The sequence below is a fragment of the Pseudomonas sp. A-RE-22 genome (assembly GCF_019956035.1).
GTDB lineage: Bacteria > Pseudomonadota > Gammaproteobacteria > Pseudomonadales > Pseudomonadaceae > Aquipseudomonas > Aquipseudomonas brassicacearum.
Map to the genome: position 1 here is coordinate 149851 of NZ_JAHBCZ010000002.1, position 23662 is coordinate 173512.

Annotated in this window: 15 protein-coding genes and 1 tRNA gene; 11 read left to right on the forward strand and 5 right to left on the reverse strand. The window is 62.6% G+C overall.

The features are described from left to right. The first annotated feature begins 150 nt into the window (after positions 1–150). Positions 151–2256 carry a polyribonucleotide nucleotidyltransferase gene (gene pnp / locus KGA89_RS01555; RefSeq protein WP_003197725.1) on the forward strand — a complete coding sequence of 702 codons (2106 nt, stop codon included), beginning with the start codon at positions 151–153 and terminating at the stop codon, positions 2254–2256. 125 nt (positions 2257–2381) lie between these two features. Next, positions 2382–2457: transfer RNA gene (locus tag KGA89_RS01560), tRNA-Thr, on the forward strand. Between the two features lie 9 nt (positions 2458–2466). Here the strand turns inward: KGA89_RS01560 and KGA89_RS01565 are convergent. Further along, entirely contained in the window at positions 2467–3015 is a 549-nt protein-coding gene (locus tag KGA89_RS01565; protein ID WP_223470352.1) for a hypothetical protein, read from the reverse strand. A 305-nt stretch (positions 3016–3320) separates the two neighbouring features. On the opposite strand from KGA89_RS01565, the gene KGA89_RS01570 reads away from it, so the two are divergent. Beyond that, positions 3321–3626, forward strand: a complete 306-nt coding sequence (locus KGA89_RS01570; RefSeq protein WP_003197729.1) for a DUF6388 family protein — start codon at positions 3321–3323, stop codon at positions 3624–3626. Between the two features lie 38 nt (positions 3627–3664). On the opposite strand, the gene nadC is transcribed toward KGA89_RS01570, so the two are convergent. Beyond that, on the reverse strand, positions 3665–4513 hold the full coding sequence (nadC, locus tag KGA89_RS01575) for a carboxylating nicotinate-nucleotide diphosphorylase (protein WP_223470337.1): 849 nt from the start codon (positions 4511–4513) through the stop codon (positions 3665–3667). Positions 4514–4739: 226 nt separating this feature from the next. Here nadC and KGA89_RS01580 point away from each other — a divergent pair, with 226 nt between their 5' ends. From KGA89_RS01580 to KGA89_RS30625, 4 genes are all read left to right on the forward strand, one after another. Further along, entirely contained in the window at positions 4740–6941 is a 2202-nt protein-coding gene (locus KGA89_RS01580; RefSeq protein ID WP_223470338.1) for a DUF1631 domain-containing protein, read from the forward strand. 64 nt (positions 6942–7005) lie between these two features. Next, positions 7006–7566, forward strand: coding sequence for a 1,6-anhydro-N-acetylmuramyl-L-alanine amidase AmpD (gene ampD / locus KGA89_RS01585; RefSeq protein WP_223470339.1), 561 nt, complete (start codon positions 7006–7008; stop codon positions 7564–7566). Continuing rightward, a complete protein-coding gene (gene ampE / locus KGA89_RS01590; protein WP_223470340.1) occupies positions 7563–8399 on the forward strand; it encodes a regulatory signaling modulator protein AmpE in 837 nt (278 codons plus the stop codon). Before ampD ends, ampE begins: the two co-directional genes overlap by 4 nt. 1615 nt (positions 8400–10014) lie before the next feature. Beyond that, on the forward strand, positions 10015–10719 hold the full coding sequence (locus KGA89_RS30625; RefSeq protein ID WP_373366791.1) for a methyl-accepting chemotaxis protein: 705 nt from the start codon (positions 10015–10017) through the stop codon (positions 10717–10719). Positions 10720–10839: 120 nt separating this feature from the next. On the opposite strand, the gene KGA89_RS01600 is transcribed toward KGA89_RS30625, so the two are convergent. Together KGA89_RS01600 and cra are read right to left on the reverse strand one after the other, a co-directional pair. Then, positions 10840–11616, reverse strand: a complete 777-nt coding sequence (locus KGA89_RS01600) for a TatD family hydrolase (RefSeq protein ID WP_223470342.1) — start codon at positions 11614–11616, stop codon at positions 10840–10842. A gap of 20 nt (positions 11617–11636) precedes the next feature. Beyond that, positions 11637–12632 (reverse strand): catabolite repressor/activator, encoded by a 996-nt coding sequence (gene cra / locus KGA89_RS01605; protein WP_003197741.1) that lies wholly within the window; start codon positions 12630–12632, stop codon positions 11637–11639. 288 nt (positions 12633–12920) lie between these two features. On the opposite strand from cra, the gene ptsP reads away from it, so the two are divergent. From ptsP to KGA89_RS01625, 4 genes are all read left to right on the forward strand, one after another. Further along, positions 12921–15785, forward strand: a complete 2865-nt coding sequence (ptsP, locus tag KGA89_RS01610; protein ID WP_223470343.1) for a phosphoenolpyruvate--protein phosphotransferase — start codon at positions 12921–12923, stop codon at positions 15783–15785. Beyond that, the gene (pfkB, locus tag KGA89_RS01615) at positions 15785–16726 is read left to right on the forward strand and encodes a 1-phosphofructokinase (protein ID WP_003197744.1); all 942 of its coding nucleotides are present in this window, start codon (positions 15785–15787) and stop codon (positions 16724–16726) included. Before ptsP ends, pfkB begins: the two co-directional genes overlap by 1 nt. Positions 16727–16740: 14 nt before the next feature. Then, positions 16741–18483, forward strand: a complete 1743-nt coding sequence (locus tag KGA89_RS01620; protein ID WP_223470344.1) for a PTS fructose-like transporter subunit IIB — start codon at positions 16741–16743, stop codon at positions 18481–18483. 190 nt (positions 18484–18673) lie between these two features. Further along, entirely contained in the window at positions 18674–20215 is a 1542-nt protein-coding gene (locus tag KGA89_RS01625) for an alkaline phosphatase D family protein (protein WP_003197749.1), read from the forward strand. Positions 20216–20368: 153 nt separating this feature from the next. Here KGA89_RS01625 and KGA89_RS01630 read toward each other — a convergent pair whose 3' ends face one another. Beyond that, entirely contained in the window at positions 20369–22894 is a 2526-nt protein-coding gene (locus tag KGA89_RS01630; protein ID WP_212795856.1) for a PepSY domain-containing protein, read from the reverse strand. Positions 22895–23662: the final 768 nt, after the last annotated feature.

Below are 23662 nucleotides of genomic sequence, written 5' to 3' on the forward strand. Positions count from 1 at the left end.
GGTTTCCCGCTGGCGCATGGCAGGCTCCCAGCCTCAAGTTTTATCTGGATACACGTTTACCCTGGACAGGCGTCGGGCCGATTCCCGCCATTGCCCAAGAATTTCGCAAGAAGACAAGTTCCCCAAGAGCCACAAAGAAGGTAGGACACCGTGAACCCGGTAATCAAAAAATTCCAGTTCGGTCAGTCGACCGTTACCCTCGAGACTGGCCGTATCGCCCGTCAGGCCTCCGGCGCAGTGCTGGTCACCGTTGACGACGACGTCAGCGTATTGGTGACCGTTGTCGGTGCCAAGCAAGCCGATCCAGGCAAGGGCTTCTTCCCTCTGTCTGTTCACTACCAGGAAAAGACTTACGCTGCCGGTAAGATCCCTGGCGGTTTCTTCAAGCGCGAAGGCCGTCCTTCCGAGAAAGAAACCCTGACTTCCCGACTGATCGACCGTCCGATCCGTCCGCTGTTCCCAGAAGGCTTCATGAACGAAGTGCAGGTTGTCTGCACCGTCGTCTCCACCAGCAAGAAAACCGATCCGGACATCGCTGCGATGATCGGTACCTCGGCTGCCCTGGCGATCTCCGGCATTCCTTTCGATGGCCCGATCGGTGCTGCCCGCGTTGCGTTCCACGAAAGCACCGGCTACCTGCTGAACCCGACCTACGAGCAACTGAAGGCTTCGAGCCTGGACATGGTCGTGGCCGGTACTTCCGAAGCCGTGCTGATGGTTGAATCCGAAGCCAAAGAGCTGACCGAAGACCAGATGCTGGGCGCCGTGCTGTTCGCCCACGACGAGTTCCAGGTGGTGATCAACGCCGTCAAGGAACTGGCCGCCGAAGCCGCCAAGCCAACCTGGACCTGGGCTCCGCAAGCCGAAGCCACCGAGCTGCTGGGCGCGATCCGTGCCGAGTTCGGCGAAGCGATCTCCCAGGCCTACACCATCACCGTCAAGGCCGACCGTTATGCGCGCCTGGGCGAGTTGAAAGACCAGGTCGTTGCCAAGCTGTCCGGCGAAGAAGGCCAGCCATCGGCCAGCGACGTCAAGGCCGCTTTCGGTGAAATCGAATACCGCACCGTTCGCGAAAACATCGTCAACGGCAAGCCGCGTATCGACGGTCGCGACACCCGTACCGTACGTCCGCTGAACATCGAAGTCGGCGTTCTGCCAAAGACCCACGGTTCGGCACTGTTCACCCGTGGCGAAACCCAGGCGCTGGTCGTTGCAACACTGGGCACCGCCCGTGACGCGCAACTGCTGGACACCCTGGAAGGCGAGAAGAAAGACCCGTTCATGCTGCACTACAACTTCCCTCCGTTCTCGGTGGGCGAGTGTGGTCGCATGGGTGGCGCCGGTCGCCGCGAAATCGGTCACGGCCGTCTGGCCCGTCGTTCGGTCCAGGCCATGCTGCCTGCCGCTGACGTGTTCCCGTACACCATCCGCGTGGTATCGGAAATCACCGAGTCCAACGGTTCGAGCTCGATGGCTTCGGTCTGCGGCGCTTCCCTGGCCCTGATGGACGCCGGTGTGCCGATGAAGGCTCCGGTTGCCGGTATCGCCATGGGTCTGGTCAAAGAGGGCGAGAAATTCGCCGTCCTGACCGACATCCTGGGTGACGAAGACCACTTGGGCGACATGGACTTCAAAGTGGCCGGTACCGCCAAAGGCGTCACCGCACTGCAGATGGACATCAAGATCAAGGGCATCACCGAAGAGATCATGGAAATCGCCCTGGGCCAGGCCCTGGAAGCGCGCCTGAACATCCTCGGTCAGATGAACCAGATCATCGGTCAGTCCCGTACCGAACTGTCGGAAAACGCTCCGACCATGATCGCGATGAAAATCGACACCGACAAAATCCGTGATGTCATCGGTAAAGGCGGCGCGACCATCCGTGCGATCTGTGAAGAAACCAAGGCTTCGATCGACATCGAAGACGACGGTTCGATCAAGATCTTCGGCGAAACCAAGGAAGCGGCAGAAGCAGCACGCCAGCGCGTCCTGGGTATCACCGCAGAAGCCGAGATCGGCAAGATCTACGTCGGCAAGGTTGAGCGCATCGTCGACTTCGGCGCGTTCGTCAACATCCTGCCGGGCAAGGACGGTCTGGTTCACATCTCCATGCTGAGCGATGCTCGCGTCGAGAAAGTGACCGACATCCTCAAAGAAGGCCAGGAAGTGGAAGTGCTGGTACTGGACGTGGACAACCGCGGCCGTATCAAGCTGTCCATCAAGGACGTCGCAGCAGCCAAGGCATCGGGCGTTTAATCACCCCTTCGCCTGGCCGCTGAACAAGCAAACGCCCCGACTGGTTCGGGGCGTTTTGCTGTGTGGTGAAAATCCCTGTGTCGCGGGTTGCCTGGCCACAGGGGACGATGCTAGGTTTAGCCACCGCCCGTGTAGCTCAGTCGGTAGAGCAGCGCACTCGTAACGCGAAGGTCGCAGGTTCGATTCCTGTCTCGGGCACCATTCCCCTCGTTATTTCACTTTCCTGCTCAGATCCTCGACCGTGCGTTTGAGCTGATCCATCTCGCGATCCTGATCGCTGAGCTCCCGTTTCAGGGATGAAATCTCGCTGTTGCTCGAACTCGAACTGGAGCCGCTATTGCGCTTGAGTTCTTCCACTTGCTTGCCCAGATCGTTCAGGTCGCGTTCCTGTTCCTTGGTGGTGCGCTTGAGCTCGTCGATTTCCTTGCTGCTGGAGGTGGAGCTGGAGCCACTGTTGCGCTTGAGTTCTTCGATCTGACGGGCCTGCTCGCTGAGGACGCGTTTCTGGTTTTCCAGTTCGTCAGCATTGTTCTTTACGGTTTTTGGCAGGTTTTCCAAGGCGCTGACGCTGACATTGGTCTTGACGAGTACGTACTTATCAAATCGGTCATAACGAAGGGCAGGAATAGCGTCGTCGGAAGACGGCCCATCAGAGGAGACTTCAACAGCTGCTTGGGCAACGCCGACCAAAGTCAGGCTGCCGAGCAGCAAGGCCGCGGTAGCAAGCCGAGTCAACGAACGTTTCGAAAAGCTGCGCATCACTGGGGTTCCTTGTGAAGTGCCGGCATGGCACATGGCTATGACTGGTTATTTTGACAGATGTTCCCAAGCTCCCCTGGTTTCTCAGGCGCATGTTTTTTTGTGGGATAGATGTAAAGAACCGTGTAAATCGTCGGCAAAACGTCCTATATTCAGTGCCTGCATGTGCATCGCCCAGCAGTTTTCAGATGATCCCCGAATGGTTCTGAAGGCCAGATAAACCGGGCTTCACACGGTTTTTTTGCGTCAGAGAGATCCTTGATGATCCAGATCCATCTTCCATTCCCCAGATCAACGAGAACGCCATGACTGTTAAAGAATTGACCCAGGAAGCCAGGCACGAAGAAGCGCTGAAGAAGTACGTGTTGGATGCGCCCCAGTTGCTGGAAGAGATCAAGGACTTGTCTGCCGACGATCAAAAAGACCAGATCCAATGGGCGTTCGAGGACGAGGCCGAGGCCCAGGGTCTGCAGCCTTGGGAGTTGACGCTCAAGTACACCAGCACACCTGAAGAATTCGAGACGCAGCGCCTTGCGTTGCACAAGGAAGCGGCCGAGGTGCTGGGTGTGGAATGGGATGAGTACTGCGAGATGAACAATCTGGTGGTCTGAAAAAAAACGCCAGCCTTGAAGGCTGGCGTTTTTTGTTGTCAGAGGCTCAAGCGCATCGACAGATCCACTGCCTTCACATCCTTGGTCATCGCGCCGATCGAGATGTAGTCCACCCCGGTCTCGGCAATCGGGCGCAACGTGCTTTCGTTGATCCCGCCGCTGGCTTCCAGCTTCGCCTTGCCGCCATTGAGGCGTACGGCTTCACGCATGTCGTCCAGGCTCAGTTCGTCGAGCATGATGATGTCGGCGTTGGCCGCCAGCGCTTCCTTCAATTCCGCCAGGCTTTCCACTTCGACTTCCACCGGTTTGCCCGGTGCGATCTTGTGGGCGGCCGCGATGGCCTGGGCGATCCCGCCGCAGGCGGCGATGTGGTTTTCCTTGATCAGGAAGGCATCGTACAGGCCGATGCGGTGGTTGTGGCAGCCACCGCAGGTGACCGCGTACTTCTGGGCCAGGCGCAGCCCCGGCAGGGTCTTGCGGGTGTCCAGCAGCTTGACCTGGGTACCGGCGACAAAGTCGGCCAGGTAACGGGCCCGCGTGGCAACGCCGGAAAGCATTTGCAGGAAGTTCAGCGCGCTGCGTTCGCCGGTCAGCAGCGAGCGGGCCGGGCCTTCCAGGTGGAACAGCGCTTGATCGGGGTTGACCCGGTCGCCGTCGCGCACTTGCCAATGCACCGCGACACGCGGGTCCAGTTGCCGGAACACGGTGTCGACCCAGGCCGTGCCACTGATGATCGCCGCGTCGCGGGTAATGATGGTGGCCTTGGCCAGGCGTTCGGCGGGGATCAGTTGCGCGGTGATGTCGCCGCTGCCGATGTCTTCAAGCAACGCACGGCGCACGTTGGCTTCGATTTCGGCGGTCAGATCGGCGAGACGTAGATTCGGCATAACGGGCTCCACAAACAAAGTGGCCTGATTATAGGGTGTCGAAACCTGCATTTGGTCGCGTCCTCGCAACATTTCCTCATTTCCCGGGTCACTTATTGCGCCGTATTTCGAGATGGATCACAGAGTGTGCTGGTACGACAGGGTTGTTTTATCCGATAATCCGCCTTTCGATTGACGTCATAGCTTTGACGTTGCGAGCCGCAGAAAGCCGTTTCAGGAGGCCAGGATGCACAACGACGGGAATGTAGTGCCTTTGCACAAGGTCGCTACCGATCAGGCGAATCCTTCGCCGCTCGCCCGCCTGCCTGTGATTCTGCTTCAGGTTCGCGACAAGGCCGCCCAGCAGTTGCGCCTGGGCTTGCAGGGGCTGTTCGATAACGCCGACGACACCTTGTTTGAAATGGCCGACCGGGCACGCGACGACGTCGAGCAAAACCTGTACTTCGAGGCCATGCGGGACCTGCGCCTGAAGCGTAAAAGCATCGAACGTGAATTTATCGAGCAGTTTTTCGAGACCTTCGTCAGCCTCGCCCAATACGACCTGACCCATACCAGCTTGGTGCCAGACAGCCCAATCCAGCGCTCCCAGGACGACCAGGAGCGGCAACTGGCGGTCGAGGCGATGGTCACTCGGGTGCTCAGACGCGATGGTGTGTCGCTGGAACAACTGACGGCCCGACTCAGTGTGCTGCTGGCCCGCCCGCTGGCCAATCAGCACAATCCCTTGAGTCCGGCATTGCTGTGCGAAAAGTTCCTGCAGGCCGGGCGCAACCTGGGCGTGGGAATCAAGGTCAAGCTGATCCTGCTCAAGCTGTTTGAGCGTTATGTGCTCAGCGATTGCGACCAACTCTATACCGAGGCCAACCAGTTGCTGGCCGCTACAGGCATCCTGCCAGAGCTCAAGGTTACGCTGGCGCGCCGGGCGTCGGATCGCACCGAGGATAACCCCAGGCCCGCCGCCGAGATGGCCGCCAAGCCCAGCGATGCCGAGGTCGATGACAGCGTGCAGGAAGTGTTCGCCGCCTTGCAGAAACTGTTGATGCAGGTGCGTGGCACTGTGGCGCCGACCCTGGAACCCAGCGCACCGCCCCAGCCGATTTCAACCCGTGACCTGCTGCGGCTGCTCTCTCATTTGCAGCAATACGTGCCGGCACCTACCGTTTACGACGAGTTCGATTTGCGTAGCCAGCTCGAACAGCTGTTGACCCGGGTCAGCGTCAGGAGTGGCAAGTCTCGCGTGGTCGAAGGCGCCGATGAAGACGTGATCAACCTGATCTCGATGATGTTCGAATTCATCCTCGACGATCACAACCTGCCAGACTCCTTCAAGGCCCTGATCGGCCGCCTGCAAATCCCGATGCTCAAGGTCGCGGTGCAGGACAAGAGTTTCTTCAGCCGTGGCAATCATCCGGCCCGGCGACTGCTTAACGAAATTGCGGCCGCGGCCATGGGCTGGGGTGATTGCGACGATCATCAGCGCGACAGCCTCTACCTGCGCATCGAACAGGTGGTGCAGCGCTTGTTGAATGATTTTGTCGATGACCCGGCGATTTTCTCCGAGCTGCTGGCCGACTTTCTGGCCTTCACCAGTGACGAGCGGCGCCGCAGTGAGCTGCTCGAACAGCGCATCCGCGATGCCGAAGAGGGCCGGGCCAAGGCCGAACTGGCGCGCCAGCGCGTCGAAGGGGCGCTGAACCAGGTGATGTTGGGCAAAGTCCTGCCGCAAGCCGTGGTGGAGTTCGTGCAACACGCCTGGAGCCAGGTGTTGCTGCTGACGTGCTTCAAGCATGGCAAGTATTCCGCCGAGTGGCAGGCCGACGTCTTGACCCTGGAGCAATTGATCTGGAGCGTCCAGCCTCACGACGAACCCGATGCCGGCCTGCGTTTGCTGGCGATAGTGCCCGAACTGCTCAAGGCCCTGCGTGAAGGCTTGAGTCGCTCGGCGTTCGACCCGTTCGCCACCAGCGAGTTTTTCAGTGAGCTGGAAGCCCTGCATGTGCAGGCGCTCGAACGCACGGGCCAAGCGACGGAACAGGCCCAGTCGTTCGATTCGTCGGCCATGGTCGAGGTGCTGGAAAAAATCGTCTTGCGGCCCCCTCAAAAGTCGGCGGGGGAGAGCGTGGCGGTGCATTTGCCGGCCGATGACGTTGGGCTGCTGCAGGTCGACCAGTTGCACCTGGGAAGCTGGGTCGAGTTCCAGGAGGACGATGACAACACCTTGCGTTGCAAGCTGGCGGCGATCATCGAGGCCACCGGCAAATATGTCTTCGTCAATCGCACCGGCCTCAAGGTACTGGAGCACAGCCGCACCAGCCTGGCCCTGGAGTTTCGCCGTGGCGCGGCGCGGCTGTTGGACGACACCCTGTTGTTCGACCGCGCGCTGGAGTCGGTGCTGGGCAATCTGCGCCAGCTCAATCGCGGCAAGTGATCGCGCAGCCCGGTCCGATCACGGCATACTGGCGGCATTCACCGTCGTCATCGAAGGAACCTGTATGCATTTGGACTCCGCGAGCGGTTGGTGCGAGGGGATACGTCATTGCCCATCGCCCAACTTCAATGCGCGCCCCGAAGGCGAAATCTCCCTGCTGGTGATCCACAACATCAGCCTGCCACCGGCACAATTCGCCACGGGCAAGGTGCAGGAATTCTTCCAGAATCGTCTGGATGTCACGGAACATCCCTACTTTGTCGGTATCGCCGACCTGCGCGTCTCTGCGCATTTTCTGATCGAGCGTGACGGCGCCGTGACCCAGTTTGTCTCTTGTCTGGATCGTGCGTGGCATGCGGGTGTCTCGTGCTTCGAGGGGCGTGAGACCTGTAACGATTTTTCCCTGGGCATCGAGCTTGAGGGCACGGATGATCTGCCGTTCACCGATGCGCAATATGCCGCGTTGGTGGACCTGACCCGGCAGTTGCAAGCGGCGTTCAGGGCGATCACTGTGCAGCGTATCTGCGGGCACAGCGACATCGCACCGGGGCGCAAGACCGATCCGGGACCGGCATTCGACTGGGTGCGCTATCGCGCGGCCCTGACAGAAGGGGAAGGACAATGAGTTTTCTGGTGTTGCTGCTGGCCGTCTGGATCGAGAAGTTCTCGGCCTTGCGCCAGCGGGTCCAGCGCGACGGCGGTTGGCTGCACGAGCTGAGCAAGCTCGAGGCGAGCCCACGTTGGGTCAACCGACCCTGGCTGGTGCTGACGGTGATGGTTTTGCTGCCCGTGGCGCTGCTGGCGTTGCTGCTGTGGGTGCTGGAGCCGGTGGCCTACGGTCTGTTGGCGCTGCCGGTGCATTTGCTGGTGGTGATTTACAGCCTGGGGCGCGGTGATCTGCTGGCCGGCCTCGGGCCGTTTCGCGACGCGTGGCGTCGGGAAGACCTGCAAGCGGCGGCCCATGTCGCCAAGCGCGACCTGGACATTGAAGCCGATGACGGTGAGCAGTTGCTGGAGCGGGTCCAGGGGCATTTGTTGTGGCAGGCCTACCAGAGCTTCTTCGCGGTGATTTTCTGGTACTTCGTGTTGGGCCCGGTCGCCGCCCTGAGTTATCGACTGCTGGCGCTGGCCGCCGAGCACAGCCAGAACCCCGGCGTGGCCGAGCGGGCCGCGCAAATGCGCCATGCCTTCGATTGGGTGCCGGTGCGGTTGCTGGCGGCGAGCTTCGCCCTGGTGGGCAATTTCGTCGCGGTCAGCCGGGTCATGCTGCATGAGCTGCTGAACTGGAACATCAGCGCCGCCGACCTTATCGACAAGGTCGGCCTGGTGGCAGGCGAGATCCCCCGGCCCGTCGCCGGACCGGACGGTATCAACAGCCTGGACCGTCTCTGGGAACTGCTGCTGCGTGCGGCGCTGCTCTGGTATGCCGGGTTTGCGTTGTGGACGGTGTTGGCCTGAAAGCAACCAACACATTTCCTTGTGGCGAGGGATACGGTGGGAGCAAGGCTTGCCCGCGATACAAGCGATGCGGTCTTTCAGAAATCGAGGCGCCTGCATCGCGGGCAAGCCTTGCTCCCACAGATAAATCCCCCTCCCACAGCTGAACCGTGTCAGTCCTTCTCGTTAACCTTAAGTTACAAATCTCCCCGCCGATTTAGGCTATACAGGGACAGCGCCCGAATAGTGGCTTTCTGCTGTCTCCGTGCGCGAACTCATAACAATAAGAACACTACCGGGAGACTTCCTTGTGAAGAGTTTGCTCTGGCCCGCCGTCGCGCTGATGAACCGCCTGAGCTTCGGCATGAAGTTCAGCCTGATCAGCGTGCTGTTCCTGTTGCCAATGCTGGTAACCAACTTCTTTCTGGTGCGCGATTCCTATCGGGAATTCCAGGGCACGCAAGTGGAGCTGCAAAGCCTCGACCTGCTGGGCAGCAGCCTGACCCTGCGCCGGGACCTGGAAACCCTGAATAACCTGGTGCAGATCAACGCCAGCCTGGGCCAGTCCGGAAAGGCCGGTGATGTCGAAGCGAAGATCGGCAGCCTGGAACAACAGGTCCTCGTGCGGCTGCAAGGCATGACTCCCGTGGCCATCGAGCCAGAGCAGGTCAGTGCCTTCGAGGCCAAGCGCGACGAAATGATCGGAGCTTTCAAGGCCCAGCAGGCCGAAAGCTCGCTGCAGAGCAAAAGTGCGCTGATCGGCAAGTTGCTCAACAGCGCCCAGATGTTCGGCCAGCTCATCGCCAGCCAGGCGGGGCTGAGCCGCGACAACCAGAGCGACATCCGTCAGCTCAGCGAGTTGATCATCGGCACGACCCCCAAGGTCACCCAGATTCTCGGCGAAGGCCGGGCGCTGGGCGCGTCCTCGTTGGGGCTGGGGTTTCTCAATTCGGCGTCGAGCACCCGCTTCGACGAGTTGCTGGTGCAGATCGAAAAGCTCCAGGGTGAATATGATTTGAAACTGCAGGATGCCTTGGGTTCCAGCAAGGCCGCCGGGCAGGCCCTTGCCGATCGGGCCAATGGCAGCAAGAGCACCCTCAAGAAGGCCAGTGAACTGATTGAAGAGCAGGTAGTGATGGCCGACACGCTCGATGCGCCATGGCCGGCATTTTATGAGCAAGTCAGTGGCCTGATGGAGCAGACCTATCGGCTGAACGAGGCGACCCAGGGCTTCCTGGGTGTGCAGTTGCAGCAGCGTCTGGAGCAGAACCGCAGCCACATGGTGCTGCAAGCCGTGGCGCTGGTGCTGGTGTTCCTGTTGATTTTTTACCTGTACGCCGGTTTCTACGCCTCGACCCGCACCACGCTCCAGCACCTGGGCCAGATGATGGACAAGGTGGCGGCGGGGGACATGACGGTCAATTTTGTTGCCTGCAGCAAGGATGAGCTGGGCGAATTGGGTGAAGTGTTCAACGGTACGGTGGCGAAGATCCATGACCTGATCGAACAGGTCGGTCGCACCGTCGCCGAAGTCGAACGCCAGGCCGGGCAGGTGGAAACGGTATCGGCCCAGAGCAACCAGGCCGTCGCCGGCCAGCGCAGCCAGATCGAACTGGTGGCCACGGCGATGAACCAGATGTCGGCCACGGCCCAGGAGGTTGCCCGCAGTGCCGCTGCAGCTGTGAGCAGTGCCCACAGCGTGAACGACGAAACCCTCAGTGGGCGCGGGTTGGTGGAATCCCAGCAGGGCAGCATCGCCCGCTTGGCCAGCGAGATCGACCAGTCCGTGCAGGTGATCAATCAACTGGCGACCGACAGCCAGGCCATCAGTCGCGTGCTGGATGTGATCAAGAGCATCGCCGAGCAGACCAATCTGCTGGCCCTCAATGCCGCCATTGAAGCGGCCCGGGCCGGTGAGCAGGGGCGCGGCTTTGCGGTGGTGGCCGATGAAGTGCGGACCCTGGCCAAGCGAACCCAGCAATCGACCGAAGAAATCGAAGCGATGATCACCCGTCTGCATGGTGGTGTCGGCGCTGCGGTCAAGGCGATGGGCACCAGTCATGAGATGGCCAGTGGCACGGTCAGCCAATCGGAAAAGGTCCAGCAGGCCCTGGAGAATATCCTCGGCGCCGTCGGCATGATCGTCGACCAGAACCAGCAGATCGCCGCCGCGGTAGAGCAGCAGACGGCGGTGGCCCATGACATCGACCAGAACATCGTCGAGATCAACCGCGCCGGCGAACGCACCGCCGAAGGTGCCCACCAGACCGAAGACGCCAGCCGCGAATTGTCTGCCCAGGTGGTGCAGCTCAAGCAGTTGATCAATGCGTTTCGGGTGTGATTCCCAGGGCCCACCACCGATCCAATGTGGGAGCGAGCTTGCTCGCGATAGCGGAGTGTCAGGCAACCTATTTGTCGACTGATGGGACGCTATCGCGAGCAAGCTCGCTCCCACAAGGGATCACCAGTTGAACAGTCGGCGGGCGTTGGCCGTGCTGGCCTCGGCCAGTTGCTCGGGGCTGATCGCCATGATCCCGGCCAACGCCTCACAAATCGCCGGCAAATGCGCCGGGCTGTTCCGTTGGCCGGGGAACATCGCCGGGGCCATGTCCGGAGAATCGGTTTCCAGCACCACCGCGTCCAGCGGCAATTTCGCCAGCACCCGGTGCATGCGCAAGGCCTGGGGCCAGGTCGCGGCGCCGCCCAGGCCGAGCTTGAAGCCGAGCTTGATGTACTCGCGGGCCTCTTCAAAACTGCCGGCGAAGGCGTGGATGATTCCTGCGCGTTTGGGGCCCATGCGCTTGAGCGTTGCGATCACGTCGGCATGGCTGCGGCGTACATGGATCAGCGCCGGCAGCTCGAACTCCACCGCCAGTTGCAGTTGTGCTTCAAACAGCGCCTGCTGGCGTTCGCGGTCCAGGGTCGGGATGTAGTAATCCAGGCCGATTTCCCCCACCGCACACAATTGCCGGTGTCCGGCCAGGCGGCTCAGCCACTCGCGCAGTAGCGCCACGTCGTCGGGTCGGTGCTGATCGAGATACACCGGGTGCAGGCCCAGTGCGGCATGCAGGTCCGGGTCGCTTTGCACCAGGTCCCAGACCCGCTGCCAGTTGTCCCGGTACACGCCCAGTACCACCATTTGCCGCACGCCCACGGCGCGGCTTTCGGCCAGCAGTGCCGGGCGGTCCGCGTCAAAGTCTGGAAAATCCAGGTGGGTATGGGTATCGATCAACTCCATGCATCAATCCTGAAGAAGCTTCAGCCCTGGTGAATACGCTGCTTGAACGTCCGCGCGATGGCCTGCACGCCTGGCTGGTAGTCATCGTTTTCGATGGCCGCCAGGGCCAGCTCCAAGGCTTTTTCGGCGATCAGTTGGTGCTGCTGGGACATGGCATTGACCGGTAGCGGCAGGAAGTCCAGCAACTGCGTGTCACCAAACGTGCCCAGGCGCAGCGGCCGCGACTTGAGCGGGAAATCGTGGAGGGCGTCGAACACCCCTTGCAGCAGCACGTAGGACGTGGTGATCAGCGCATCAGGCAGATGCCCCAGGCGTGCGAGCATTTCATCCATCAACTGGCGACCGCATTCACGGCTGAACGACTCGCCATGCTCGATCAGTACCTGGCCCTCGAACCCGGCCAAGGCTTCGCGAAAACCGGCGGTCCGTTCCTGGCTGATGCTCAACTCGGGACGAGCGCTGATCAGCGCGATTTGCCGAGGGTGGGTCTGCAGCAGGCTGCGCGTCAGTTGCAGGCTGGCCTGGCGGTCGTCGCTGATCACCGAGCAGAACCGCGCAGGGTCCATGACCCGGTCGATGGCGATGATCGGAATGCCCTTGGCCTGCAACTGCAGGTAGCTGTCGTCGCCGGCCGGCAGGCAACTGGCGACGATCAGCGCATCGCAGCGCCGGGCGCGGAACAACTGCAACAGTTGCCGTTCACTGTCGGGTGCGTCGTCGGAACTGGCGATCAGCAACTGGTAGCCCCGCGCTCGTGCCCCTTGTTCCAGCAGCTTGGCGATGCGTGCGTAACTGGGGTTTTCCAGGTCTGGCAGGATAAAACCCAGGGTGCGGGTGTGGCGACTGCGCAGCCCGGCGGCCTGGGGATTGGGCGTGAAGCCGTGTTCCAGGACCACCGCCCGCACCCGTTCGACGGTGGCGCTGCTGATGCGTTGCTGTTCGGCCTTGCCGTTGATGACATAGCTGGCGGTGGTCACGGACACACCGGCCAGTTGGGCAATATCACTGAGTTTCAACCCGGTTTTCCTTGTTTTTTCGAGTTAGCCCCGACAATAAGGGCCATCCTACCCGATTCAAGCCGACGGTCACCGTCCAAGCGCTTACGACAAGTTGCACTTCAAGGATGAGAGATTATCGAGTAACGTGCCAATCTTTCTAGATTAAACGTTTCAGCAAGCGTATTTTCAAGGCTAGCAGGATTTTTGGCCCTTCTGCCGTGATCACGCCAAAAATCATCCTGCAACGCTAAGCTGATTCATTCAAAACAATACCTGGCGCCAACCGGACGCCAAAAAGGAGAAAGCATGCTCGAGCTCACTCTAGAGCAGATATCCATGGCTCAGACGGCTGTGGATAAAGACGCTGCACTGCAACTGCTCGCCGACAAACTGGTGGCCGATGGCTTGGTGGCTGAGGGTTACCTCGCCGGCTTGCAGGCTCGCGAAGCCCAGGGCTCGACCTTTCTTGGCCAAGGTATTGCCATCCCCCATGGCACTCCGCAGACCCGCGACCTGGTTCATTCGACCGGTGTGCGCCTGCTGCAATTCCCCGAGGGTGTGGATTGGGGCGATGGTCAGATCGTCTACCTGGCGATCGGTATCGCGGCCAAGTCCGACGAACACCTGCGCCTGCTGCAACTGCTGACCCGCGCCCTCGGCGAGACCGACCTGGGCCAGGCCCTGCGCCGTGCCGGTTCCGCCGAAGCGTTGCTGAAGCTGCTGCAAGGCGCGCCGCAGGAGCTGGCGCTGGATGCCCAGATGATCGGCCTCGGTGTGTCGGCTGACGATTTTGAAGAACTGGTATGGCGCGGCGCCCGCTTGCTGCGCCAGGCCGATTGCGTGAGCAATGGCTTTGCCGGGGTGTTGCAGCAAGTCGATGCGCTGCCCCTGGGCGATGGCTTGTGGTGGCTGCACAGCGAACAGACCGTCAAGCGTCCGGGCCTGGCGTTCGTCACGCCGGACAAACCCATCCGCTACCTGGGTCAACCGTTGAGCGGGCTGTTCTGCCTCGCCAGCCTCGGCGAAGCTCACCAGGCCTTGCTGGAAAGACTCTGCGCCTTGCTGATCGAGGGTCGTGGCCACGAACTGGGTCGCGCCACCAGCAGCCGCAAGGTGCTGGAAGTGCTCGGCGGCGAATTGCCCGCCGACTGGCCCAGCGCGCGCATCGGCCTGGCCAATGCCCATGGCCTGCATGCACGCCCGGCGAAGATCCTCGCCCAGTTGGCGAAAAGCTTCGAAGGCGAGATCCGCGTGCGCATCGTCGATGGCCAGGACAGCGCCGTGTCGGCCAAGAGCCTGAGCAAACTGTTGAGCCTGGGCGCCCGTCGCGGCCAGGTCCTGGAGTTCATCGCCGAGCCGAGCATTGCCGCCGATGCGTTGCCGGCCCTGCTGGCGGCCATCGAAGAAGGCCTTGGCGAAGAAGTCGAACCGCTGCCGCCACCGAGTGCGCCGCGGGAAACCGTGATAGCCGAAGTGGCGACTGTCGTGTTGGCGCCCGAATCCGGCAGCCTGATCCAGGCCGTCGCCGCCGCCCCGGGCATCGCCATCGGCCCGGCCCACATCCAGGTATTGCAGGCCATCGATTACCCGTTGCGTGGTGAGTCGGCGGCCATCGAGCGCGAGCGCCTGCAAAACGCCTTGAGCCAGGTGCGCCGTGATATCCAAGGGTTGATTGAGCGCGCCAAGGCCAAGGCCATCCGCGAGATCTTCATCACCCACCAGGAAATGCTCGACGACCCGGAGCTGAGCGACGAAGTCGACACCCGCTTGAAGCTGGGCGAGAGTGCGCAAGCGGCGTGGATGGGGGTGGTTGAAGCCGCCGCGAAAGAACAGGAAGCCTTGCAGGACGCCTTGCTGGCCGAACGTGCCGCCGATCTGCGAGACGTCGGCCGTCGTGTGCTGGCGCAACTGTGCGGTGTCGAAACCCCGAACGAACCCGATCAACCCTACATCCTGGTGATGGACGAAGTCGGTCCGTCCGACGTGGCCCGCCTGGACCCGACGCGGGTGGCGGGGATTCTCACCGCCCGTGGCGGCGCCACTGCCCACAGCGCCATTGTCGCCCGGGCCCTGGGCATTCCGGCGCTGGTGGGCGCCGGTGAGGCGGTGTTGCTGCTGGCGCCGGGCACGTCCTTGTTGCTGGATGGCCAGCGTGGTCGCCTGCACGTGGACCCTGACGCCGCGACTTTGCAGCGCGCCAAGGAAGAACGCGACACCCGCGAGCAGCGCCTCAAGGTCGCCGCCGAGCAGCGCCACGAACCGGCGCAGACCCGTGACGGTCATGCCGTGGAAGTGTTCGCCAACATTGGCGAAAGCGCCGGTGTCGCCAGCGCGGTGGAGCAGGGCGCCGAAGGCATTGGCCTGTTGCGCACCGAACTGATTTTCATGGCCCATACCCAGGCGCCGGACGAAGCGACCCAGGAAGCCGAATACCGCAAGGTGCTCGACGGTCTGGCCGGTCGACCGCTGGTGGTGCGCACCCTCGATGTCGGCGGCGACAAGCCGCTGCCGTACTGGCCGATCGCGAAAGAAGAAAACCCGTTCCTCGGCGTGCGCGGCATCCGCCTGACCTTGCAGCGTCCGCAGGTCATGGAAGCGCAACTGCGTGCCCTGTTGCGCTCGGCGGACAACCGTCCGTTGCGGATCATGTTCCCGATGGTGGGCAGCGTCGATGAATGGCGCCAGGCCCGGGACATGACCGAGCGCCTGCGCCAGGAAATCCCCGTGGCGGACCTGCAACTGGGGATCATGATCGAAGTGCCGTCCGCCGCGTTGCTGGCGCCGGTGCTCGCCAAGGAAGTCGATTTCTTCAGCGTCGGCACCAACGACCTGACGCAATACACCCTGGCGATCGACCGTGGTCACCCGACCCTTTCGGCCCAGGCCGACGGCTTGCACCCGGCCGTGCTGCAACTGATCGACATCACCGTGCGCGCCGCCCATGCCCATGGCAAATGGGTGGGTGTGTGTGGCGAACTGGCGGCCGACCCACTGGCGGTGCCGGTGCTGGTGGGCCTGGGTGTGGACGAACTGAGTGTATCGGCCCGCAGCATTGCCGAGGTCAAGGCGCGGGTCCGCGAATTGAGCCTGGCGCAAGTACAAACCCTGGCCCAAGAGGCTTTGGCCGTGGGCAGCGCCGATGACGTGCGCGCATTAGTGGAGGCGCTGTAATGGCGAAGATTCTTACCCTGACCCTCAACCCGGCGCTCGACCTCACGGTGGAATTGGCGCGCCTGGAGCCGGGGCAGGTCAACCGCAGCGACGCCATGCACGCCCACGCCGCCGGCAAGGGGGTGAACGTGGCTCAGGTGTTGGCCGATCTCGGCCATACGCTGACGGTCAGTGGTTTTCTGGGCGAAGACAATGCCCAGGTGTTCGAGACGCTGTTTGCCCAGCGTGGTTTTGTCGATGCGTTTATCCGTGTCCCCGGCGAAACTCGCAGCAATATCAAACTGGCCGAGCAGGACGGACGCATCACTGACCTCAACGGCCCCGGCCCGGTGGTTGATGAAGCCGCACAGCACGCCTTGCTTGCGCGCCTTGAGCAAATCGCCCCCGGTCACGACGTTGTCGTGGTGGCGGGCAGCTTGCCCCGGGGCGTCAGCCCGCAGTGGTTGCAGGCCTTGATCACGCGCTTGAAAACACTCGGCCTGAACGTGGCCCTCGACACCAGTGGCGAAGCCTTGCGCGTCGCCCTGGCGGCGGGGCCGTGGCTGATCAAGCCGAACACCGAGGAACTGGCCGACGCGCTGGGTTGCGAGGTGGTGAGCGAAGCGGCCCAGGCGCAAGCGGCGCAGCGCCTGCATGCCCAGGGCGTCGAACATGTGGTGATTTCCCACGGCGCCGATGGCGTGAACTGGTTCAGTGTCGGTACGGCGCTGCATGCTTCGCCACCCAAGGTCAGCGTCGCCAGCACCGTGGGTGCCGGGGATTCGCTGCTGGCGGGCATGCTGCACGGTCTGCTCAGCGCCGACACCCCGGAACAGACGCTGCGCACCGCCACGGCCATCGCCGCCATGGCGGTCACGCAGATCGGTTTTGGCATCCACGACACCGCGTTGCTGGCGTCGCTTGAACAGGGCGTGCGCGTGCGCCCCCTGACAGAACAATAAGAGGGTTAGCAAGAATGAAACTAGCCATTGTGACGGCCTGCCCCAACGGCATGGTCACCAGTGTGTTGTGCGCCCGCCTGCTGGACGCCGCGGCGCAGCGCCAGGGTTGGAGCACCAGTGTTGAAGTCCATGACACGGCCCACCCGGAAAGCCAGTTGTCGGCGGCGACCCTCGAAGCGGCCGAATGGGTCCTGCTGGTTGCCAGTGGCCCGGTGGACATGTCGCGCTTCGTCGGCAAACGCCTGTTCCGCAGCACCCCGGCCCAGGCCCTGCAAGACGTCGATTCGGTGCTGCGTCGCGGCGCCGAAGAGGCCAAGGTTTTTCTCGCCTCGGATGTCGTGGAGGAGGTACCTGCGGTGTCGACCGAGCGTGCGCCGCGCCTGGTTGCCATCACCGCATGCCCAACGGGCGTTGCTCATACCTTCATGGCCGCCGAAGCATTGCAGCAGGCAGCGAAGAAGCTCGGCTACGACCTGCAAGTGGAAACCCAGGGTTCGGTCGGTGCGCGCAATCCGTTGAGCGCCGAGGCCATCGCCGAGGCGGACGTGGTGCTGCTGGCGACTGACATCGAGGTCGCCACCGAGCGTTTTGCCGGCAAGAAGATCTACCGCTGCAGCACGGGCATCGCCTTGAAACAGGCCGAAGCGACGCTGAACAAAGCGCTGGTCGAAGGTCGTCAGGAAAGCGCGTCGAGCGGTGCCAGCGCCCCGGCCAAATCGGAGAAGACCGGCGTCTACAAGCACCTGCTGACGGGCGTGTCGTTCATGCTGCCGATGGTGGTGGCCGGTGGTCTGTTGATCGCCTTGTCGTTTGTGTTCGGCATTACCGCCTTCAAGGAGCCCGGCACGCTGGCGGCCGCGCTGATGCAGATCGGCGGCGACACCGCGTTCAAATTGATGGTGCCGCTGCTGGCTGGCTACATCGCCTATTCCATCGCCGACCGTCCGGGCCTGGCGCCGGGGATGATCGGCGGGATGCTGGCGAGCACCCTGGGCGCCGGTTTCATTGGCGGGATCATCGCCGGTTTCCTGGCCGGTTACGTGGCCAAGGCGATCAACCGCTACGCGCGCCTGCCCCAGAGCCTGGAAGCGCTCAAGCCGATCCTGATCATCCCGCTGCTGGCGAGCCTGGTCACCGGCCTGGTGATGATCTACATCGTCGGCAAACCGGTGGCGGGCATGCTCGAAGGCCTGACTCATTTCCTCGACAGCATGGGCACCACCAACGCGATTCTGCTGGGCGTGCTGCTGGGGGCGATGATGTGTGTCGACCTCGGTGGGCCGATCAACAAGGCCGCCTACGCGTTTTCGGTGGGACTGCTGGCTTCCCAGAGTTATGCACCGATGGCCGCGACCATGGCCGCCGGCATGGTGCCGCCGATTGGCCTGGGTATCGCCACCTTCATCGCCCGGCGCAAATTCGCCCAGACCGAGCGCGAGGCCGGTAAAGCCGCGCTGGTGCTGGGGCTGTGCTTCATCTCCGAAGGGGCGATTCCGTTCGCGGCCAAGGACCCGCTGCGGGTGATCCCGGCCAGCATCGCCGGCGGCGCGCTGACCGGTGCGCTGTCGATGTACTTCGGCTGCAAGCTCATGGCCCCCCACGGCGGCCTGTTCGTGATGCTGATCCCCAACGCCATCAACCATGCATTGTTGTACCTGCTGGCGATCGTGGCGGGGAGCCTGCTGACGGGGGTGGCGTATGCGCTGCTCAAGCGGCCGGAAGTGGTGGAGATGGCGTTGGAGCCGGCCAAGGCCTGATCACTGCTGTGCCTACTGTGGGAGCGAGCCTGCTCGCGATAACGGAGTGTCAGACAGCCTGTTTGTCGACTGATACACCGCTTTCGCGATCAGGCTCGCTCCCACATTTCGTTCTGCTGAGTTCATGAGGTCCTGTCACACCCACTTCACAGAGCCATGCTTAAGTTTCCCCATTTCAAGGGAGAACACCATGAGCGAATTCGACCTGGGCCGCCGTCGTGTGATGCAAGCCGTGGGGGCGGGGTTGTTGTTGCCGGGGCTGGCGCCGGCGGTGATGGCTTCGGTCAAGGATCGGCCGGTGCTCACCGACGGTGTGCAGTCTGGCGACTTGCAGGGCGACCGGGCGATGATCTGGAGCCGCAGCGACCGTCCGGCGCGGATGGTGGTGGAGTGGGACACCCGCAGCAAGTTCAGCAATCCCCGCCGCTTCGTCTCGCCCATGGTCGACGCCCGCAGCGATTTCACTGCCCGGGTCGAACTCACCGGGCTGCCCCGCGACCAGGCGATTTTCTACCGGGTGCATTTCGAAGACGCCCAGAGCGGTGTCGCCAGCGAACCCTGGCTGGGTCACCTGCGCAGCGTGCCGCAGTTCAAGCGCAACATCCGTTTTGTCTGGAGCGGCGATACCGTCGGCCAGGGCTTCGGCATCAACCCGGACATCGGCGGCATGCGCATCTACGAAGCCATGCGCCTGCGTCTGCCGGATTTCTTTATCCACAGCGGCGACACCATCTACGCCGACGGCCCGGTGCCGGCGCAAATCACCACCGAGGGTGGACGCATCTGGCGCAACCTCACCACCGAAGCCAAGAGCAAGGTCGCCGAGACCCTGGATGAGTATCGCGGCAACTATCGCTACAACCTGATGGACGAAAACGTTCGTCGCTTCAACGCCGAAGTGCCGCAGATCTGGCAGTGGGACGACCATGAGGTGGTCAACAACTGGTCGCCGGGCAAGCAACTGGACGAGCGCTACCAGACCAAGGATATCCACAGCCTCGTGGGGCGCGCGCGACAAGCCTGGCTGGAATACGCGCCGATGCGTCTGCAGAAGGCCGACGGCGGCGGACGGATCTACCGCAAGCTCGGTTACGGGCCGCTGCTGGATGTGTTCGTGCTGGACATGCGCAGCTACCGCGAAGCCAACGACGCCAACCTCGGCGCGGCCAAGCCGTTCCTGGGGCGTGAGCAGTTGAATTGGCTCAAGCGTGAATTGAAGCAATCCCGTGCCCAATGGAAAGTCATCGCCGCCGACATGCCCATCGGCCTCGGTGTGCCGGATGGCGAGGTCAGCCCCGGCGTGCCGCGCTGGGAAGCGGTCGCCAACGGTGACCCGGGCGCGGCCCAGGGGCGTGAACTGGAGATCGCCGAACTGCTCGGCTACCTGCGCAAGCATCAGGTGCGCAACTACGTCTGGCTCACCGCCGATGTCCACTATTGCGCCGCCCATCATTACCATCCTGAACAAGCCGCGTTCCAGGATTTCGAACCGTTCTGGGAGTTTGTCGCCGGGCCGTTGAACGCCGGCAGCTTCGGGCCCAATGCCCTGGACAAGACCTTCGGCCCCGAAGTGGTGTTCCAGAAAGCTCCGCCGGCCCAGAACACCTCGCCGTTTGCCGGGTATCAGTTCTTTGGCGAGGTGAACATCGACGGGCCAAGCGGGGAGATGAGCGTGGTGCTGCGGGATCTGGAAGGTGTGGCGGTGTTCGAGAAGAAGTTGCAGCCGGTTTGACTGTCAGTCGCGCCAGGAACCTCTGTGGGAAAAGCCACTGTGGGAGCAAAGCTTGCTCGCGATAACGGTACATCTGTCAATAAATGGCTGGCTGACAGTCCGCTATCGCGAGCAAGCTTTGCTCCCACAAGGGGTACTTAAGATGGGTGTCTGTCAGTAGACATCCCGTCGATACCGCCCCTGCTCGATCAGCCGCTCCACTTCCTCGCGCCCCAGCACGTTGTTGAGCACGTGATCCACCCCGGATGCCATGCCCTGCAAGCTGCCGCAGACATAGATCACCGCGCCGTCGGCCAGCCATTGCTTGAGCAGCGCGGCCGATTCCAGCAGGCGGTCCTGGACGTAGACTTTCTGCTTCTGATCCCGGGAGAAGGCCAGGTCAAGGCGTTCCAGGTCGCCTGAGGTCACCCATTCCTGCAACTCATCGCGGCAGTGGAAATCGTGTTCGCGGTTGCGCTCGCCAAACAGCAGCCAGTTGCGCTGCATGCCCTCGGTGACGCGTGCCTTGAGCAGGCTGCGCAGGCCGGCCAGACCAGTGCCGTTGCCCAGCAGTATCATCGGCACACCTTGGGCCGGCAGATGGAAGCTGCTGTTGCGGCGCAGCCGCAGGCTGACGGCGCTGCCCAGTGGTGCGTGTTCGGTCAGCCAGCCGGAACCGACGCCCAGGCTGCCGTCGGCGTGACGTTCCTGGCGCACGATCAGCTCCAGCATACCGTCGGCCGGGATCGAGGCGATGGAGTACTCGCGTATCGCCAGCGGTGCCAGGGCATCCACCAGCGCCTGGGCATGCAGGCCGACCAGATGGGCGCGGTTTTCCGGCAGTTGTCGGGTCGCCAGGGCCTGGTCGAGGCTCTGGGACAGGCCATCGACTTGCACGCGCGCGTGGCCGGAGAGGCCGAGCCCGTCGAGGAAATGCTCGATGGCCAGCAGGTCATTGCGCGGCAGGATTTCCACCAGGTCACCGGCCAGCCAACTGCTCGGGCCGGGGGCGGTGAGGCCCAGCAGGTATACGCCCGAGCCGCTGCTGTCGGGGTTGAGCAGGGTGCGCTGGCTGAGGGTCCAGTTTTCGAAGCTTGGTGCCTGCCAAGTGTCCAGCGGGGCTTGGCCGGTCAGCTCTGCCAATTGTTGTTGCCAGTGCCGCAGGGCGTAAGGATCGCCGCTGTCGACTTCCACCGGCGCGAACAGGGTCTTGCCGCCGTGTTCCGCCAGCCAGGCGTGCAGGCGCCGGGCGAAGCCGCAGAAGTGTTCATATTGCCGGTCGCCCAGGCCCAGCACCGAATACTGCAGGCGCTCCAGGCTCAGGGCCTGGCCCAGCACCTTGCGTTCGAAACCGCGGGCACTGTCCGGCCCTTCGCCGTCGCCAAAGGTGCTGACGACAAACAGCGCATGGGTGGCGTCGTTCAGGTCCTGCTCACGCACACCGGCCAGTGGCTGGACCTTCACGGGCAAGCCGGCGGCCTGGAGTTGACCGGCGGTCTGCCAGGCCAGTCGCTCGGCGAAACCGCTTTGGCTGGCGAAGCCGATCAGCCAGGCCGGGGCATTGCCCGGGTTGGCGATAATGGCCTGGCGGGCGTTTCTGACGTGGCGTTTCTTGCGGCGGCGGTCCAGGTACAGCAACCAGCCGGTGATGAAGAACAGCGGCATGGTCAGCGCGGCGACGGTCACCAGGATCCGTCCGACGAGGCCGAAGTAACTGCCGACATGCAAGGCATAGACACTGGTCAGCAACTGCGCCTTGAGGCTCTTGTCGCTGTAGCGGCTGTGCCGGCTGATGACGCCGGTGGCCGGGTCGAGGGTGAGCTGGTTCAGCGCCCGGTCGTGGGGCGAGTTTTTCAGCAGGTAGAACACCGTCGCCGGCTGCCCGGCCACGGGCGGCATGCGCACGTTATAGGCCGACAGCCCCGGGCCGGCGGCGCTGTAGATGCTGCTCCACATGGCCCGGTAATCGGCCGCGGGAAGTGGACCGCTCGGCGCCGGGCCGCGATTGCGCACCCGTTCCTCTTTCGGTGAATCGGAGAGCAGGCGGGTCACGCCTTTGTTGTACCACTCGTAGGACCAGGTCAGCCCGGTCAGCGCCGCCAGCAGATAGAACGCCAGGCACCAGGTGCCCGCCACCGAGTGCAGGTCCCAATTGAAGCTCCGGCCTTTTTTCCCCCAGTCGAGGGTCAGCCAGGCGCGCCAGTTTTTCCATTGGCGCGGCCAACGCAGGTACAGCCCGGACAGGCAGAAAAACACCAGGATCAGCGTACAGGCACCGGTGATTTGCCGACCGACATCATCCAGGGTCAGGACGCGGTGCAACCTGAGCATCAAGCCGAAGAAGTCCTGGCCCGTCACATCGCCCATGAACTGGGCGTTGTAAGGGTTGAAATAGCGCATGGCGCCACGTTTTTCCCCAGGAGGCGCCGCAAAGATCACCCGCGCGGCGTTGCCGCTGTCGGTCTCGACCCAGAGCATGGCGACGGTCTTGCCGGAGGTGGCCTCGATCTGTTCCACCAACTCGGCGGGCGGCAGGACGCCGGCCGGCTGCTTCTCGACCATCAGCACCTGTGGATTCAAGGCCCGCAGGATTTCATCCTGGAACGACACCACCGCCCCGGTAACGCCCATCAACGCCAGGACCAGCCCGGCACTGATGCCGAAAAACCAGTGCAACTGGAACAGGGATTTCTTCAACACGTCGCTCGCCTTGTTCATTTACTGTTCATCACGGCGTGCATTATGCCGTGTGTTATCGAGAAGCATTCATAAACACACTCAAAAGGCCTGATCATTTGCATGAGCGGGCCTTTTGCCCGCCGCCGACGACGAAATCCTGTGGGAGCGAGCTTGCTCGCGAAGAGGCCGGCACATCCAACATCTTCATCGACTGGGACACCGCTATCGCGAGCAAGCTCGCTCCCACATTGGATCTTCAGTAGACACAATATTTGTGTGCATCCAGAGCCCCCCAGTGGGAGCGAGCTTGCTCGCGAAGGGGTCGGCACATCCAATATCTTCATTGACTGGAACACCGCTTTCGCGAGCAAGCTCGCTCCCACAGGGGAAACGCGGTCTCATCGAGAGCCAGGTCGGCTGTTAGGCCGCCTCGTGGTGGACGTTGATCTCGGCGCCCCGTTAACCACGCTGGCTGAACGGAGGCGTTGTGGAGTGGGCAACCCGGCATGGATGCCGGGTTAGCCGGCCATGGATGGCCCTTCGCGGCGGCCCACGGAGCAATGCCTTCGTTCAGGCACACCGAGCCTAGGCGAGGTGCCGAGTGGTGGGGCATACAGCGTTTTGCTTACTTTTGCGCTTCTCAAAAGTGAGCCGCTGTAAGAGCCAGCCCTTTCAAGGTCTTTGATAAAATCCCACAAAACTCAGTCAGGGTGACAGAAGCGATGTGGGCAGAAGTTCTAGCGCGGTTTGAGAAAAAAGCACCGGCCAGTGTCATGACCAGAGTGATTC

Bases quoted from the DNA above. Each gene is read 5' to 3' on its own strand.
- KGA89_RS01620 (WP_223470344.1), top strand. From the start codon at position 16,741: ATGAAACTAGCCATTGTGACGGCCTGCCCCAACGGCATGGTCACCAGT.
- pfkB (WP_003197744.1), top strand. From the start codon at position 15,785: ATGGCGAAGATTCTTACCCTGACCCTCAACCCGGCGCTCGACCTCACG.
- KGA89_RS01580 (WP_223470338.1), top strand. From the start codon at position 4,740: ATGCACAACGACGGGAATGTAGTGCCTTTGCACAAGGTCGCTACCGAT.
- nadC (WP_223470337.1), bottom strand. From the start codon at position 4,513: ATGCCGAATCTACGTCTCGCCGATCTGACCGCCGAAATCGAAGCCAAC.
- ampD (WP_223470339.1), top strand. From the start codon at position 7,006: ATGCATTTGGACTCCGCGAGCGGTTGGTGCGAGGGGATACGTCATTGC.
- KGA89_RS01625 (WP_003197749.1), top strand. From the start codon at position 18,674: ATGAGCGAATTCGACCTGGGCCGCCGTCGTGTGATGCAAGCCGTGGGG.
- KGA89_RS01570 (WP_003197729.1), top strand. From the start codon at position 3,321: ATGACTGTTAAAGAATTGACCCAGGAAGCCAGGCACGAAGAAGCGCTG.
- ampE (WP_223470340.1), top strand. From the start codon at position 7,563: ATGAGTTTTCTGGTGTTGCTGCTGGCCGTCTGGATCGAGAAGTTCTCG.
- ptsP (WP_223470343.1), top strand. From the start codon at position 12,921: ATGCTCGAGCTCACTCTAGAGCAGATATCCATGGCTCAGACGGCTGTG.
- KGA89_RS01600 (WP_223470342.1), bottom strand. From the start codon at position 11,616: ATGGAGTTGATCGATACCCATACCCACCTGGATTTTCCAGACTTTGAC.
- KGA89_RS30625 (WP_373366791.1), top strand. From the start codon at position 10,015: ATGTCGGCCACGGCCCAGGAGGTTGCCCGCAGTGCCGCTGCAGCTGTG.
- KGA89_RS01565 (WP_223470352.1), bottom strand. From the start codon at position 3,015: ATGCGCAGCTTTTCGAAACGTTCGTTGACTCGGCTTGCTACCGCGGCC.